Raw genomic sequence first — 15908 nt, forward strand, 5'->3', positions numbered from 1 at the left:
CTGTCTGTATTTATCCTCCGCAGATCTCACTGTCCTGTCCCCAGGTACTTCCTCAGCTCCTGGATATAGAGCTCCCCCATCCTGCTGGGGATCATGTTCTTTCTGACAATGTAGCCGATCTCCATGGTACTGTTTCTGTTCTCCTCGTCGTCCTGGAAGGGCACTGCCACAAACTCGTTTCCGTTCAGCTCCTCACAGATGATGCCGGAACAGAGGGTGTAGCCCTTCAGTCCCACCATCAGGTTCAGCATGGTGGCCCTATCGTTAGCCCGAATGATACGGGGATACTCATTGGTGGACAGGATTTCCTCCGCTAGGTAGAAGGAGCTGTCATCCCCCTGCTCAAAAGCAAGGCAGGGATAGGGCTCCAGCTGTTCAAACCGGATGGACTCCTCCCCGGCCAGAGGATGGTTCTTCCACAGGTAAACAAAGGCCTGGCAGTCGATCAGATGGTGGAACACAACCCCCGCCGACCTGAGCATCTTCTCCAGACTCTTCCGATTGAATTCAGACAGGTACAAAACGCCGATCTCGCTCTTCATGGTACTCACATCACGGATCACCTCCGCTGTCCTTGTCTCCCGGATGGCGAATTCATACTTGGACATGTCAAATTCCTTGGCCATGTCCACAAAGGCCTTCACAGCAAACGAGTAGTGCTGGGTGGAGACGCCGAACTTTTTCTTCTGGGAGCCTCCCTTTCCGTATTTTTCCATGACCTCCTCGTACTGGCCGTAGAGCTGCCTGGCATAGAGAAGGAACTCAGCCCCGTCCCCTGTCAGAGTGACTCCCCGCCCGCTGCGGTAGAACAGGGTGATCCCCAGCTCTTTTTCCAGCTCCCGGACAGCGCTGGTGAGTGAGGGCTGGGAGACATACAGAAGCTCCGCCGCCTTGTTGATGGACTTTGTTTCTGCTATGGTGATGATATAATTTAACTGTGTCAGTGTCATTGTCTCCCTCTCTCTTCCGTTTTCTACCTGCGGCCCCTCCTCCCGGGCCCGGCTGCCTCGTCGGCCCTATTCCAGCACCTCATATGTTCTCCTTCAGTATAATATAAATTCTTTCATTTATGCAACTATATATGCCTTATGTCCCGCCACCAACGGCATCCCCTCCCCTGTGCTCTCTTGCGTCTGTACCGTAAAAACTGCACGGTTTGAAAAGTGAAAATCCGCCCTGAAACCGGGATGAAAACAGTAGAACGCAGATGCGAGAACCGCATCTGAATTCCAGGAGCGGCATTTTCGCTCCATTTCTCAGAGCTACAGAGTCCATCTTGTTTTCCTCCCGTCGCTTGTAATAAATCTCTGATTACTGTAAAATAAAACAAAATCTGTCCACGCATTTTAAAGGAGGACATCCATGATCGAAATCCATCTGTTTGAACAGCTTGCTGCCTTTGCCGACTGCGGCACTCTGTCCGCCGCGGCGGAGCAGCTCCATATCTCCCAGCCCGCCCTGAGCCGCTCCATGCAGCGGCTGGAGGAGGAGCTTGGAGTCTCCCTTTTTGAGCGCCAGAAGAGCCGGCTGACACTGAACGAGACCGGGGAGCTGGCCGTGAGATACGCCAGGAACCTGCTCCTGCAGGAGGAGTCCATGATCCAGCAGCTCCGGGACTTTGACAGGAAAAGGCGGACCATCTGCGTGGGATCCTGCGCCCCTGTGCTGATCCCGGATTTCGCCACACTCCTGTCCCGCCTGTACGAGGGCATGACTATCTCCACCGAGCTGACCGGTGATCCCCGCCTACCGGAATATTTACGGGAGGGGAGATATCAGATCGCCATTCTCCACGAAAAGCCGGAGGGGGAGGACTTTTATTCTGTCCCCATGGAGAGCGAGCATCTCTATGTCACCCTGCCTCCTGTGCATCCTCTCGCGGACGCGGACGGCCTCTACCTGAAGGATCTGGACGGCCAGACCTTTCTCCTCTACTCCCAGATCGGGTTCTGGGACGAGCTGTGCCGCCGGAAAATGCCCTCCGCCCGCTTTCTTTTGCAGCAGGACATAGACGTGCTGGGGGAGCTGGTGGCAAACTCTGCCTTTCCCGCCTTCACCACAGACTACATAATACAGCACACAGGTGAAGTGACAGACCGCATCGCCATCCCCATCCTTGACCCGGAGGCCAGCGTCACCTACCACTGCACCTGCCTGCAGGCTGAGAAGGCCAGGTTCCGCCAGGTCTTCGAGCATATCCGCGCCGCCCATTCCCGCTGACCGCACTAACGCCCGCCGCCGGTTTCAATCACGCGCTATCGCCACGCAGAAAAAAGGACCGGCCCCGTGCGTCCGGGAAGAAAAAGGACACACCGCAGACCGGTACCTCTGGTTTTCTTACTCGTGGATCTTCATGCCATGCAGCATCTTCACAAAGGCCGGGTCATCGTGGTTGACGATCTCGCTGTGTCCCAGATCCAGCTTCGCGATCTCAGCCATATCCTCTGCGTCAAGCTCAAAATTCCAGATGTCCATGTTCTGCTCTATGCGGTCTTGGTGCACGGACTTGGGAATGACCACCACGCCCCTCTGCACATTCCATCTCAGGGCTACCTGGGCCGCGCTCTTGCCGTATTTCTCCCCGATCTTCGTCAGCACAGGGTGGGTAAAGATGCCGTGATTTCCCTCGGCAAAGGGGCCCCAGGCCTCCGGAACGACTCCGTACTCCTTCATGAGAGACAGGGCGTCCTCCTGCTGGAAGAAGGGATGCAGCTCCACCTGGTTTACGGCCGGCATCACATCCACTGTCTCGCAGAAGTCTGCCAGGCGCGCGGGATAGAAATTGCACACGCCGATGGCCTTCAGCTTGCCTTCCCTATAGGCCTGCTCCATGGCTCTGTAGGCTCCGATGTAGTCGCCCATGGGCTGGTGGATCAGGTACAGATCCAGGTAGGAAAGGCCCAGATTATCAAGGGACGTCTGGATGGCTTTCTTCGCCTCCCCGTAGCCTGCGTCCTGTATCCACAGCTTTGTGGTGATAAAAAGCTCTTCTCTTGGGACGCCGCACTTTTTGATCGCCTCTCCCACTGCCTTTTCATTCATGTAGGCGGCCGCCGTGTCGATGAGGCGGTATCCGCTGGCGATGGCGTCCAGAACCGCCTGCTCGCACTGCGCCGGATCCGGCACCTGGAACACGCCAAAGCCTTCCAGCGGCATTTTTACTCCGTTATTTAATGTCACAAATTCCATGTTCTTTTCCTCCTTGAAAATGAATATTTGAAAATCCAGTTTCACTGCCTGCACAGGAACCTTTCTCCTGTCTTCAGGTAATATTGTAGGAGGTTTGGTCCGAAAAGTACAATGCCAATTCGGCACACGTCTATAACTTAGACGCATAGCAGATCAAGCTCACTCCCAGCAGCGATATGAGCACGCAGACCGCCAGTCCGGTGATCCCGTTCATCCTGTTTGCATCCACGCTGCTCGTTTTCTGAAATGAGGCCAGCATCGTGGACTGCAGGGTGAGCATGGACACCAGCGCATCGGCCACTCCGCTCAGAGCCAGATTAAGAAGCAGGAGCAAAATGCCGTCTGCCCGGATGTCAGACAGCTCTTTCTTAATTACGCGGACTGGCTCATAATGCCGATACCCCCGTTGTATACCGTGTAGGCCACAGTCAGAGAGAGCAGCAAGAACATATATAGCGGCGCCGGCGACCTGAGGGAGTATATTTTTCTGCGACTGTGTGACAGCCAGCACGAAAAAAACTGCCGCGCCCAGGTAAATCAAAAGATCGTTTTCTTCCTTCTACATCGATCGTTCCAGGCGGCTTGATAAGGCCGCTCCTCCTTCCCCTTTGTCCTCTTTTGTTTCCGATAGGAATTATAGTACATCCCACTGTCATGAAAAGAATTTTTTTATACCCATTCAAATAGTTGACTCAATCCACAATATAGTTTTTATATTAAATGAGGACTCAGTCAACTATTATTTGTGACGGTATTGATTATGGAATTAAAATATGTAATTGCAGGAGCCGGCGCTACCGGCGAAAGCATCGGCGCTTTTCTTACCGCGGACGGAAGGGATGTGGCTGCGGCCTGCGGTGTGGAAATGCCCGTCTATCACCGGGTCACTGAAAAATTAAAGGCAGGAGGGCTGAAATAAATTTGCTTTCCATATCCATTTTACCGTTTTGCGGAAGGCATCTTCGCGGCTATGCCGACATATTTCACTTGCTTCCTATGCATCTTCCGATATTCAGTTGGCAGCATCTGGGCGACATCCTTAAATGCCTTGCTGAATTTTCCGGAAGTTTCATAGCCCATTTTCCCGGCGATCGCCCCAACCGTTTCATCTGTATCACGCAGAAGCTTCATTGCCTCATGGACCCGGTACTCCTTCATATAGGTTGCAATGGGAAGTCCGTATACTCTCCGAAAGACTTCCTTTAGCATAGTAGTATTCATCAGATAACGCCGGGACAGCTCCTCTATCGTGTACCTTTTTTCCAAGTGTTCTGTCAAAAGATCGTGGATCTCTCTGATCAGGTCTGTCTGCTCTGAGGCATACTGGCTTAACTCTCTCCCCTCAAACTGAAGGCTGTCCAGATACAGGAACAGTTCCTGTACCTTCAGCTTCAGATAGGGGCGCCTCTGTCCGGGATGAACGGAAAACAGCGGTGCAAAAATGCTTTCAAGCTCCGGGCTTCCGGGAATTGCGACAGGCTTTTCCCCGCAGTACCTTGTCTGAAACCGTTTCAGGTCAAGGCCGGCATCCTTTAATATCTCCGGGCATTCTCTTCCCAGCACGGAAAAGTCGACAGATACAGCAATCCCTTCTGAATATCCCAGCGGAAACATCATATCTGATTGGGAACAGCACGAAGCACTGTGCACAGTCATATCCCCGCCTCCCAGGTAAACGGAAACTCCATGGCGCATATTCCAGCCGATCCTTCCGCTTCTGCAGTAGTAAATTTCCATGATCCTGTCAGATGCCTCATGCTGGAACTCTGAGCTGGAAGCCTGAAATTCATTGTATGACGCCTCGATGCCGGGATATAGAAAAAATGTCTCAATCCTTCCTTTTCCCTCGGATTTGCCCCGGAGCTGCCCGACCAGCAGGCTTTGCTCCTGTCCCACCCCGGAATGACGGATAATAGAAATCGTATTTTTCTTCATAGCACCTCACCTGTTTTCAAAATCTCCTCCAGAGCCGCGGCAATATCCCCGTCCACTCCTATGGATCGCCCTCTGATCTCATCCGGGATATAGATTTCTCCCTTGTTGAAGGTAATATAGACCGCTTCCGGTTCAGAGGCGGCAAGCCGCATGAAAGGCTCCTTGATCATGCGGTTGCGCCAGCCAACGCCAAATTCCAGAATCACCAGCTTTTTCCCGTGATACTGCTTTATAAAATTCTGATAGTCTGCCATTTTCCTCTGAAACTGCTCTGTCTGGAAAAAGGCATTGCTGTCAGCCATATTGACCGTCACAGGGCTGCCGCATTTCGGGCATCGGGGGATCAGCTCCGCGGGAACAACCCCATCCCTCTCAGCCCCGGCCATCTTCAGGACCTCATCCCGGTTCTCATACAGTACTCCCTCACAGCCATTCCGGCACCGGGACTGGGTGAGGCGCCCTTCCATCTCAAAGATCTTATCCCGGCTGAATCCCGCGGGCACGAAATGATCCTCCCCGTTGGAGGTCACGACAAAATAGTCCTTCTGGCCGACGAGGCGATACAGATCCTTCATCACAGAGCCCGGCTGCTCCAGATAACATTTCCTGCTGATCAGCCGGCTGAAAAAGGCCCACCTTGTCTCTTCCGATGGGTACTGAAAAAACAGTCCCTGGAGTACGCTCCTGATGCCGTACCTGGCGCGAAAATCCCTGAAGTTCTCCCGGAACCACCGGTCATCCGCAAAGATATTGTATCCCTCTGAGATCGACAGCCCATTGCTGGCGCCGATCAGGAGCGCATCTGCGTCTCTGATCTCTTTATAGATTTTTTTGTATGCTTCACCCATAGTCTTCATTGCCCCTTTGTTCTATTTTCACCTTTTTGGATTTCCACGGCGTCCCGCAGGACAGCGGCGATATCCTCTTTTACAGCCAGGCCCTTCTTCTCTAATTCTCCGGGGAGCAGGGCATCCCTGGGATTGATCGTAATATAAAACGCCCTCGGCAGAGAGTACGTCAAATTCCAGAAGGGCTCCTGAATGAACATGGGCGTCATGCGCCCTACTCCCAGCTCCAGGAAAAGGATTTTCTTCTCCTTATTTTGCTCGAGAAATTCATTGATCTTCCGATATTCCTCCCTGTATTTTTCACCCTCCAGAAACGTATAGCCCCGTACCCAAGGCTCCATCTGAGCGCCGCATCTGGGACAGCGGGGAATCATTTCCACAGGAATGCACAGATTTTCATCAATGGCCTCATTCATAGCATAAACCAACTCTTTATTATAGTAAATATGGTCATGACAGCGCCGGCTGCACTGATAATAACGGGAGTCCCCCTGGATCGCGCTCAGTTTTTCCTCCGGGACCACACGGGTAAACTGGAAATCCTGGTTGGTGGTCATGATATGGTAGTTTTTTCCCCGAAGCAGCTCCATGAGGTCATAATAGGGCTGCCCGGTGGGACATTCATATTCCATGTAACCCATGCGGGCCAGAAACGCCCAGCGGGCCTCCGGCGAAGGATAGTGATAGTAAAATCCATTAAAAGCCCCTGTAAATCCATATTTTTTATGGAAGTCACCCAGATATTTCTGAAACATAGCATCGTTCTGATAGAAGAAATTAAAGCCGCAGGATGCGGACATTCCCGCAGCCGCTCCCACCAAAACAGCCTCTGCCCCATTTATTTTATCGACCAGAGTCTGCACATTTTTCATATGCGTATCTTTCAAAACCGGATTTTGCATGATCTGCATGATTGACTTTCCTCCATTCAGTTGTTATTATTAAAATTACATGGCGATTGTAACATGTTAAATTATAAATTACAAGCAAAATTTTTGAGGTGACAAATGAAATATTCCAAAAAGCTAAGTGACACGATCCACTGTCTCGCTTTTATCGCTCTGGGAGAGAAGGAGCATCTGACCAGTACCAGGATCGCCGAGAGCGTGAAGACAAATCCCGCCTATATCCGGCAGCTGATGGCGGCATTAAAAAGAGCCGGACTCATTTCCAACACACAGGGACAGGCCAACGCCTGCCTGACAAGGCCGGCTGATCAGATCACCATGCTGGACATTTACCGGGCTGTGGAGGGTGATAAGCCTCTGCTCCACCTGGATGTAGATACCAACCCGGAATGTGGAATCGGGATCCACGTACAGCTCTCCATCGGAGATTTTTACAGAGAAATCCAGGAGACCGCAGAGCAGAAAATGAGGGAGATCACCCTTCAGGATATCATTGACCGCTATCACGAGAAAATCAAAAATCTGCCCATAGACACTGATCAGGCAGAAATTGGAAAAGAGGGACTTGCAGATGAATGAGAAGAAAAAAACAGGACTTGTAGTGGAGGGCGGAGGTATGAAATGCGCGTACAACGCAGGAATACTGGACGCCTTTCTCGACCAGGGGATTACCTTTGACTACTGTATCGGGGTCTCCGGAGGCGCCGGAAACGTGGCGTCCTTTATGGCCGGACAGAAGGGCCGCAATCTGCGCTTTTTCACAGACCACATTCATTCCCCAGGCTATTTCGGGATCAAAAGCCTGCTGAAGACCGGCAATCTGTTTGGCCTGCAGTATATCTACGGGGAACTGACCAATTCTACGGGAAAGGATCCGCTGGATTTTGCGGCCATCATGAGAAATCCCGCCAGATATGAGGTCGTGGCCACCAATGCCCTGACCGGGGAAGCCGCCTACTTCGCCAAAGAGGACATGAAGCAGGACGACTACCGGCCGATCATGGCATCCAGCGCCATCCCCGCGGCCTGCCGCCCGGTAGAGATAGGCGGTATCCCCTACTATGACGGAGGCATCTCCGACGCCATCCCGGTGCGCCGCGCTCTGGAGGAGGGCTGCGACCGCCTGGTGGTCATCCTGTCCAAGCAGCGGGATTATGTGAGAAAGCCTCAGGGCATGCGGCTCCTGTATTCCCGCCTCTGCCGGAAATACCCAAAAATCATAGAGGCCATTGATCAGAGACATCTTACATATCTGACCAATCAGAGAGAAGTATTTGATCTGGAAAAAGCCGGAAAAGCATTTATCTTTGCGCCCAGCGAGCCGGTCCGGGTAGGAACCTACTCCATGGACGAGGAGACTGAAAGAAAGCTATACGATCTGGGTCTGAAGGATTTCTCAGCTCAGCAGGATGTGCTGCAGCAGTTTATGAGATAAAGTTTATGAGATAAAGTTTATAAGATAAAAGGAGATAATTGGACATGAATAAGAAAATCAGGATTACTGTATTAAAAGCGGAAGTAGATAAGGAGCTGGAAAAGATGTATGCCGTCCCCGGTCTGGGTCCCTGCCCATGGCATCAAAAAGGGCAGGTGCTTTACAGTGACGGTATTCATCGTCCTGAAAATATGTGCAGTGTTGCCTGGCAATTCCTTGCTCCCTTTGCAGAGAGCCTGTCAAAGGGAGAACTGCTCCAGCCAAGAGGAACCTGGCTGAAAGACGACTCAGTGTGTGTGGCCGCCTGTCCGGACGGCGTGCGGCCTGTAATTTTCCTGATGGAAGCGATCGATTAATTTGAAAATAGTATTGACTTAAATATTACTATATAGTACTATCTTTTATAGTATAATATGTTTGAAAGGAAGATTACTATGAAAAAAATTGAAATTGCTTCAGCACCTGTTTACACCTCGCCAAATCCGATCACATTCATCTGTACTGAGAAACCGGACGGCACTGCCAACCTTGCGACTCTCGCATTCTGGACTTATGCTTCTACTTCACCTGGGAAGATTATATTTTCTTTAAATAAAGGGGCATATACGCTGGAACTTTTGGCTGCGAACAAGGAAGTTGTAGTGGCAGTACCAGGAATGGAACTCGTCAATGCACTTATCGGCTGTGGAACCAGTTCGGGAAGAGATGTGGACAAAACAGAAAAATTTGGCATCCCAATGCAAAAAGTGGAGGGAACTGAGATCCAGGCACCGAAGAATTGCCGGCTTTTAATCCATGCATCTGTCTCCCAGACAGTGGATGCGGACGATCATATTATTCACGTTTGTGATGTGAAGAATGTATTCGCCGACGAAAATGTCGAAGCAGTTTTTGCATGGAACGGTTACGCGGAATTTGCGGAGGCACAGAAAAAATAATAATTTACAGAAAGGACAGGCAGGCATGAGTACATGGCTGCCTGTTATGGTGATTTATGAGTAGACAGGCTGGCTTTTTAATTTCAAGGATCAAACATATCGGAGGAAGATTGTTTGAACATATTCTTGACGATAAGAATATTGATGCATTTAACGGAGCTCAAGGCAATCTTCTATACATTCTGTGGCAGGGAGATGGTATTCCGATCAGAGAACTTTCCAAACAGTCAGGCCTGGCGATGACTTCTCTGACTGGTATGCTGGATCGGATGGAGTCCGCTGGGCTGATCTACAGAGACCGCGGAGATAAAGACCGAAGAAAGATTCTGATCTTCCTGACAGATAACGCCAGAGCTCTGGAAAAGGATTATAACGAAGTGACCGAAGAAATAGAAAACATATATTATAAGGGCTTCAGCGAAGATGAGATCGACCAGTGCGAAAACTATCTGCAGCGAATCCTTCATAATGTCGAAGAACAATTATAGTATAATGGAGTGACCCAAATGTCTGTTTGTATCAAAGACCAAATCCAGAATATGAATCTGGTGATCGGCTGCACGATTGGATGCAGCTACTGCTATGCCAGGAATAATGTCCGCCGTTTCCATATGACAGAGGATTTTTCCAGGCCGGAATACTTTCCTGGTAAGCTGAGGCTGATGGACAGAAAACGTCCCCAAAATCTGCTGCTCACAGGAATGAGCGATTTTTCTGACTGGGAGCCCGAATGGAAAAGGGAAATATTTGAGAGAATGGCACAAAATCCCCAGCATCAGTATATTCTCTTGACAAAGCGCCCTGAAAAAATCCGTTTTTCTACTGACCTGGACAATGTCTGGTTCGGTGTTACGGTCACATCAGCAAAAGAAAAGAACCGAATTCAGGCTATGCGTAAAAACATAAAAGGGAAGCACTACCAGGTCAGCTTTGAGCCTATGTTTGACGATATCGGCGAGGTGGACTTTACCGGAATCGAATGGATCGTAATCGGTACGGAAACCGGACGTCGAAAAGGGAAATCCGTGTCAAAGCCGGAATGGGTCCGAAATCTCACAGATCAGGCGCATAGTCACGACATTCCTGTGTTTATGAAAGAAGATCTTCTTCCTGTCATGGGAGAAGATCAGATGATCCAGGAGTTGCCACAGGCATATTATGATGTTTTGGAGGAGCAAAAAGCATGGAAGAACAAGTAAAGGAAGACAATATTCTGATCCGGGAAGTGGAAACAAAGAATATTATGACAAAATCTACTCTGCCTGTGGGCGGATATTCTGTAAATCCCTATGTCGGATGTACCCATGGCTGTAAATACTGCTATGCCTCATTTATGAAGCGTTTTACTGGCCATACTGAGCCCTGGGGCTCTTTTCTTGATATAAAGCGCTGGCCGGAGATCAAAAATCCATGGAAATACAGAGGCCAGCGAGTAGTCATTGGCTCGGTTACCGATGGATATAACCCACAGGAAGAACACTTCGGAAACACACGCAGGGTTCTGGAACAGTTGAAAGGAAGTGGCGCGGAGGTTCTTATCTGTACAAAATCTGATCTGGTTGTCCGGGACCTGGAGCTTCTGAAAACGATGGAAAAGGTCACCGTATCCTGGTCTATAAATACGCTGGATGAACAGTTTCGGGCGGATATGGATCATGCAGTCAGTATAGAGCGTCGGCTGACGGCAATGAAGCAGGTATATGATGCAGGAATACGAACCGTCTGTTTCATTTCTCCTGTATTTCCCGGTATCACTGATTTTGAAGCAATTTTCGAAAAAGTCAGAAACCAGTGTGACCTTGTATGGCTGGAAAATCTCAATCTCCGGGGCGGATTTAAAAAAGACATTATGGAATATATTAAAGAAAAATATCCAAATCTTTTCCCGCTCTATGATGCCATTTACAATAAAAAAGACCGCAGTTATTTTCAAATGCTGGAACAGAAGGCCGAACAGATGGCAAAACAGAATGACTGTCTGTTTGTAGACAATGAGCTGCCTTACGGCCGGGCCAAGAAAGGGCATCCTGTGATCGTTGATTATTTTTATCACGAGGAAATCAGAGGGTCAGAAAATACCGGCAAGCGAAAAACAAGAATATAAAGCAGAAAGAAGGACTCTGTGTGGATGATCCTTCTTTTTTTGTTGCAAAATAGCCCAAACGGAAGTCCTTATATCCCAAACGGAAGGATAAAAGGGCAAATTATTGACTTTGTAATGCACTGTGAATATCATAAAGGCAACGATTAAGCAAGCGTTTAATCAGAAACAAAAAAACAGAAAATAAAGGAGATTTTTATCATGAAGAAAACTTACAAAATCGATGTAGACTGTGCAAACTGTGCAAATCTTATGGAAAATGCCGCCAAAAAGACTGAGGGTGTGCAGAACGCAACTGTAAACTTTATGACACAGAAAATGATCGTAGAATTCAACGAGGGAAAGGATCCTGCTTCTGTTATGCCGGCTGTTATCAAGGCCTGCAAGAAGGTGGAACCGGATTGTGAGATTTTTCTGAAATAAATTATAGAGAGGAAAATAAAAATGCAGGAATGGATTGAAACGGGTCTGCTGGCTGTTGTCGCTGTATTGGCTGTAGTCCTGCTCCTGATCGGGCAGAAAAACAACAGCGGTATGACCAGAAAGCAAAAAGTGATGTTGGGAAGGATCCTGGCTGCCAGCCTGATCCTGCTTATGCTGCAGTATCTGGGAGCCGAGGCTTTTGATCAGCTGGGAGCTGCCGGGCGATGGGTTCGGCTGGCATGCTACTTAGTGGATTATTTCATTATTGGCTATGACATTTTAAGAAAGGCATTTAAGGGCATCCGAAACGGGCAGGTGTTCGACGAAAACTTCCTGATGGCGGTAGCCACTGTCGGAGCCTTCGCCCTGGCGATCTACGAGAACGGCGACTATCTGGAGGCAATCGCGGTCATGCTGTTCTACCAGGTAGGCGAGTGGTTCCAGAGCTACGCAGTAGGAAGAAGCCGCCGGAATATCAGCGATCTGATGGATATCCGTCCTGATTATGCCAACATTGAAAAGGACGGAAGGCTGGAAAAAGTAGATCCCGATGAAGTGGCTGTGGGAAGTATCATTGTCGTACAGCCCGGCGAAAAGGTTCCGATAGACGGAACGGTTGTAGAGGGATCTTCCACCTTAAACACTGCCGCTCTTACCGGTGAATCGCTTCCACGGGACACAAAGGCTGGAGACGAGGTCATCAGCGGCTGCATCAATATGACTGGCGTGCTGAAGATTAAAACCAGCAAAGAGTTTGGTGAGTCCACTGTCTCCAAGATCCTGGATCTGGTGGAGAACGCAAGCTCCAGAAAATCAAAATCCGAAGACTTTATCTCCAAGTTTGCCCGGATCTACACACCGGCTGTCTGCTACGCAGCTCTGGTTCTTGCCATCCTGCCTCCGGTGATCCGTATATTTGGACTAGGCCTGTCTGCCGGTTGGGAGACATGGATCTACCGCGCTCTTACGTTCCTGGTAGCCAGCTGCCCCTGTGCCCTGGTCATCAGTATCCCGCTCAGCTTCTTTGCGGGGATCGGAGGAGCCAGCAAAGCCGGCGTACTTGTAAAGGGCTCCAACTATCTGGAGAACCTGTCCAAGACAAAAATCCTTGTATTTGACAAGACAGGAACTCTGACAAAAGGCGTATTTGAGGTAAACGGCATCCATCATAGCGAGATGGAAAACGCAAAGCTGATCGAGTATGCAGCTCTGGCAGAGAGCGCCTCGTCCCACCCCATCAGCAAAAGCCTGCAAAAGGCGTATGGGAAAGAGATTGACCGCAGCCGCGTGTCAGATATCAGGGAAATCAGCGGAAACGGCGTCATTGCAAAGGTGGATGGAGTTGAGGTCGCTGCCGGAAATGATAAGCTGATGGATCACCTTGGGATCAGGTACATTCCCTGCCACAGTGTAGGCACGATCATCCATATGGCAATCGATGGAAAATACGCAGGACACATTGTAATCTCTGACATCGAAAAGCCCCACTCCAGGGAAGCGATCAGGGCTCTCAGGGCTGCCGGCGTTCAAAAGTCAGTCATGCTGACCGGGGATGCGAAAAAGGTCGCTGACAAGGTTGCAGCAGATCTGGGCATAGACCAGGTTTACAGCGAGCTGCTTCCCGCCGATAAGGTTGAAAAGGTTGAAGAGCTTCTGAAGACAAAACCCGAAAAATCCAGACTGGCGTTTGTCGGGGATGGAATCAATGACGCCCCTGTTCTCCGCCGCGCAGACATCGGTATCGCTATGGGCGCCATGGGATCCGATGCGGCCATTGAAGCAGCTGATATCGTCCTGATGGATGATGACCCGCTTAAGATCTCCAAGGCGATCCGGATTTCCAGAAAATGTCTGCGCATCGTTTATCAGAACATCGTTTTTGCGATCAGCATCAAACTGATCTGCCTGGTTCTGGTAGCACTTGGATTTGCAAACATGTGGCTGGCCGTGTTTGCCGATGTAGGCGTCATGATCATAGCGGTATTCAATGCCATCAGAGCACTGTTTGTGAAAAATCTCTGATGCGGCAGGATGAAAGGAGGAAATTCAGACGGACAGGAATTCATTATATGCATCCGACAATAAAGCCCTGGAGCATTTGACCCAGCTGTTTAAGGCTCTCGGCGATCCCTCCCGGGTCAGGATCATATTTCAGATCTTTTTATCCGACGCCTGTGTCAAAGACATAGCAGAGAAACTGCAGATGTCCGAACCCGCGGTCTCGCACCACCTGCGGATACTGCGTATGAATGGTTTAGTAAAACGGCAGCGCAATGGAAAAGAGATATTTTATCAATTAGATGACGAGCATGTCCGGTCAATCCTCGAATTGGGATGCGAGCATGTGCAGGAATTTCTGGATACTGAATAAAGCAGATATACATGCGTCATCAATCACTCTGGGCAGAACCAAAAAACCGGTTCTGCCCTTTTTGAAAGTCCTCTTTCTTCTCTATAAATTCTCTATAAAATTTCTATATCATCATCATGGAGCATCAGGATACCTACTGCAAAAATCAGACCACTGTACTGCTTCAAAATGTCATTTTCCAGAAAGAGCTCCTTTGACACTGACATCATATGATCCATCTCGCCTGCCTTTTTCCCATTCAGGAAAATTTGAAACCTTCTGTTTCGTGACTGACGGACAGTCACTCTGTTGCCGCGGATTACAATATCAGTCTGCACAGCCATTGGAGGTCTCCAATATGCTGTCTGAGTATATTGATTATCTGCCGGATATTGCAGCCTGCAATGAAGAGTTTTCACTTCTTCTCCGCTGATTATAATTTCACCATCTCCCCGGCTGACGGTATATGCAGTCTTATGATCCATGCAGTTTACTGTCAGCTGATTATTGGTGGACAGCCTTCTTTCCACTATTCCTGCAAGATGTTTACTTTCATCATATATCCTGTACTTTTCCATTCCATATTTTATGACAAACCTCATCTTTCTCATCCTCCGATCAAAGATATTGCTGTGTTGGCCACTCCTGCCAGAACCATGACCCATATCGGATTCATCCTGCATTTCTGAAGCAATAAGATACCTGCCGCAAATATACCCACCATTAACCAGTTTGTCTCTGCCAGGACGATCTTTCCCTCATTTCCCCAGAATGCAGTAATCAGAATGGATACTCCTGCTGATGCAATCATTGCCACAACTGCCGGTCTGAGTGAATTCAGAATTCCCTGAAGCATTTCCATTCTTCTGTATTTCAGATATAGCCTGGCAATCAGCATAACGATTATACAGGATGGTAGAATACAACCCGCAGTGGCGACCAATGCCCCGGGAAGCCCGGCAATCTTAATCCCCACAAAAGTTGCCGAATTGACGGCAATAGGTCCGGGTGTCATCTGAGAGATTGTGATCAAATCTGTAAATTCAGCCATACTCAGCCACCCATGCTCTGTAACAACCTGCCCCTGGATAAGCGGCATAGCAGCATATCCTCCCCCAAAACTAAACAGCCCAATTTGAAGAAAACTCCAAAATAATTCAAGATAAACCATTGTTATTTCCTCCTTTTTTCTGCCAGTGTCCTTATAATACCTATCAGTCCACAGACAAGGACCACATAGATCACATTTAATTTCATAAAGCAAGCTGCTGTAAACGCAAGCACCATGATCATCACAGATACCGGATTTTTCCCATGGATAATTCCCCCCGCCATCTCAAATACCACTGCTGCAATCACTGCGCCAACCCCCGCCTGCATGCCTTCCAACATTTTCCCCACAATCAAATTATTGCGAAATGCACTGTAACAAATCGAAATGATAGAAATGATAAAGAACGGTGGAATAATCGTAGCTATAATCGCAGTCAAAGCTCCCGCCACTCCCGCCAGCTTATACCCAACAACAATTGCCCCATTGACTGCAATCGCTCCTGGTGCGGATTGTGCGATTGCAGTCAGATCCAGCATTTCGTCCTCTTCAATCCAGTGATACTCATCTACAAACTTTTTTTTCATCAAAGTCACAATCACATAGCCGCCGCCAAATGTAAAGGCACTCAGATATAAAGTAGATACAAATACTTTGAGTAAAATAGTCCGTTTTTTCTCCATTGCTTTTCCCTCCTTCCTCTTAAGTATATTTCTTCTTGATTTATTAT

The 15908-nt window shown here is 49.0% G+C and carries 21 protein-coding genes; 12 read left to right on the plus strand and 9 right to left on the minus strand.

The genetic code is table 11. The features are described from left to right. Positions 1–26: 26 nt before the first annotated feature. Entirely contained in the window at positions 27–950 is a 924-nt protein-coding gene (locus H7U36_RS11740) for a LysR family transcriptional regulator (RefSeq protein ID WP_033124191.1), read from the minus strand. A gap of 412 nt (positions 951–1362) precedes the next feature. Here H7U36_RS11740 and H7U36_RS11745 point away from each other — a divergent pair, with 412 nt between their 5' ends. After that, positions 1363–2220: a LysR family transcriptional regulator gene (locus H7U36_RS11745; protein ID WP_033124192.1), complete on the plus strand. Its 858-nt coding sequence runs from the start codon at positions 1363–1365 to the stop codon at positions 2218–2220. Between the two features lie 117 nt (positions 2221–2337). Here H7U36_RS11745 and H7U36_RS11750 read toward each other — a convergent pair whose 3' ends face one another. Next, positions 2338–3189, minus strand: coding sequence for an aldo/keto reductase (locus H7U36_RS11750; RefSeq protein WP_033124238.1), 852 nt, complete (start codon positions 3187–3189; stop codon positions 2338–2340). A 130-nt stretch (positions 3190–3319) separates the two neighbouring features. Beyond that, positions 3320–3523, minus strand: a complete 204-nt coding sequence (locus tag H7U36_RS11755) for a hypothetical protein (RefSeq protein WP_147581150.1) — start codon at positions 3521–3523, stop codon at positions 3320–3322. 426 nt (positions 3524–3949) lie between these two features. Here H7U36_RS11755 and H7U36_RS11760 point away from each other — a divergent pair, with 426 nt between their 5' ends. Next, positions 3950–4108 (plus strand): hypothetical protein, encoded by a 159-nt coding sequence (locus H7U36_RS11760; RefSeq protein ID WP_156111845.1) that lies wholly within the window; start codon positions 3950–3952, stop codon positions 4106–4108. Between the two features lie 20 nt (positions 4109–4128). On the opposite strand, the gene H7U36_RS11765 is transcribed toward H7U36_RS11760, so the two are convergent. Genes H7U36_RS11765 through H7U36_RS11775 form a run of 3 tightly spaced genes read right to left on the minus strand, consistent with a single transcriptional unit; the run spans position 4129 to position 6883 of the window. Next, on the minus strand, positions 4129–5124 hold the full coding sequence (locus H7U36_RS11765) for a helix-turn-helix domain-containing protein (protein ID WP_081957903.1): 996 nt from the start codon (positions 5122–5124) through the stop codon (positions 4129–4131). Continuing rightward, positions 5121–5972, minus strand: coding sequence for an SIR2 family NAD-dependent protein deacylase (locus H7U36_RS11770; RefSeq protein ID WP_081957910.1), 852 nt, complete (start codon positions 5970–5972; stop codon positions 5121–5123). The genes H7U36_RS11765 and H7U36_RS11770 overlap by 4 nt, the downstream gene beginning before the upstream one ends. A 5-nt stretch (positions 5973–5977) precedes the next feature. Then, complete coding sequence (locus tag H7U36_RS11775; RefSeq protein WP_033124195.1) at positions 5978–6883, minus strand: SIR2 family NAD-dependent protein deacylase; 906 nt, start codon at positions 6881–6883, stop codon at positions 5978–5980. Between the two features lie 96 nt (positions 6884–6979). On the opposite strand from H7U36_RS11775, the gene H7U36_RS11780 reads away from it, so the two are divergent. The 10 genes from H7U36_RS11780 (at position 6980) to H7U36_RS15560 (ending at position 14148) form a co-directional block, all read left to right on the plus strand. Then, positions 6980–7459, plus strand: a complete 480-nt coding sequence (locus tag H7U36_RS11780; protein WP_033124196.1) for an Rrf2 family transcriptional regulator — start codon at positions 6980–6982, stop codon at positions 7457–7459. Next, positions 7452–8315 carry a patatin-like phospholipase family protein gene (locus tag H7U36_RS11785; RefSeq protein ID WP_033124197.1) on the plus strand — a complete coding sequence of 288 codons (864 nt, stop codon included), beginning with the start codon at positions 7452–7454 and terminating at the stop codon, positions 8313–8315. Before H7U36_RS11780 ends, H7U36_RS11785 begins: the two co-directional genes overlap by 8 nt. Positions 8316–8359: 44 nt before the next feature. Continuing rightward, complete coding sequence (locus H7U36_RS11790; protein ID WP_033124198.1) at positions 8360–8671, plus strand: TIGR04076 family protein; 312 nt, start codon at positions 8360–8362, stop codon at positions 8669–8671. 78 nt (positions 8672–8749) lie between these two features. Then, positions 8750–9253 (plus strand): flavin reductase family protein, encoded by a 504-nt coding sequence (locus H7U36_RS11795; protein ID WP_033124199.1) that lies wholly within the window; start codon positions 8750–8752, stop codon positions 9251–9253. Positions 9254–9309: 56 nt separating this feature from the next. Continuing rightward, a complete protein-coding gene (locus H7U36_RS11800) occupies positions 9310–9741 on the plus strand; it encodes a MarR family transcriptional regulator (protein ID WP_033124200.1) in 432 nt (143 codons plus the stop codon). A gap of 18 nt (positions 9742–9759) precedes the next feature. Further along, the gene (locus H7U36_RS11805) at positions 9760–10452 is read left to right on the plus strand and encodes a radical SAM mobile pair protein A (RefSeq protein ID WP_205156218.1); all 693 of its coding nucleotides are present in this window, start codon (positions 9760–9762) and stop codon (positions 10450–10452) included. After that, on the plus strand, positions 10437–11357 hold the full coding sequence (locus H7U36_RS11810) for a radical SAM mobile pair protein B (protein ID WP_033124202.1): 921 nt from the start codon (positions 10437–10439) through the stop codon (positions 11355–11357). Before H7U36_RS11805 ends, H7U36_RS11810 begins: the two co-directional genes overlap by 16 nt. Positions 11358–11555: 198 nt before the next feature. Then, complete coding sequence (locus H7U36_RS11815) at positions 11556–11777, plus strand: cation transporter (protein ID WP_033124203.1); 222 nt, start codon at positions 11556–11558, stop codon at positions 11775–11777. 21 nt (positions 11778–11798) lie between these two features. Next, a complete protein-coding gene (locus H7U36_RS11820; protein WP_081957905.1) occupies positions 11799–13799 on the plus strand; it encodes a heavy metal translocating P-type ATPase in 2001 nt (666 codons plus the stop codon). A 76-nt stretch (positions 13800–13875) separates the two neighbouring features. Further along, complete coding sequence (locus H7U36_RS15560) at positions 13876–14148, plus strand: ArsR/SmtB family transcription factor (protein WP_052083705.1); 273 nt, start codon at positions 13876–13878, stop codon at positions 14146–14148. Between the two features lie 92 nt (positions 14149–14240). On the opposite strand, the gene H7U36_RS11830 is transcribed toward H7U36_RS15560, so the two are convergent. Genes H7U36_RS11830 through H7U36_RS11840 form a run of 3 tightly spaced genes read right to left on the minus strand, consistent with a single transcriptional unit; the run spans position 14241 to position 15861 of the window. After that, entirely contained in the window at positions 14241–14738 is a 498-nt protein-coding gene (locus H7U36_RS11830; RefSeq protein ID WP_205156219.1) for a hypothetical protein, read from the minus strand. Further along, a complete protein-coding gene (locus H7U36_RS11835) occupies positions 14735–15298 on the minus strand; it encodes a chromate transporter (protein WP_033124205.1) in 564 nt (187 codons plus the stop codon). The genes H7U36_RS11830 and H7U36_RS11835 overlap by 4 nt, the downstream gene beginning before the upstream one ends. A 2-nt stretch (positions 15299–15300) precedes the next feature. Then, positions 15301–15861, minus strand: coding sequence for a chromate transporter (locus tag H7U36_RS11840; protein WP_205156220.1), 561 nt, complete (start codon positions 15859–15861; stop codon positions 15301–15303). Positions 15862–15908 lie beyond the last annotated feature (47 nt).

The organism is Faecalicatena fissicatena, from assembly GCF_016900595.1.
Classification (GTDB): Bacteria; Bacillota; Clostridia; order Lachnospirales; family Lachnospiraceae; genus Claveliimonas; species Claveliimonas intestinigallinarum.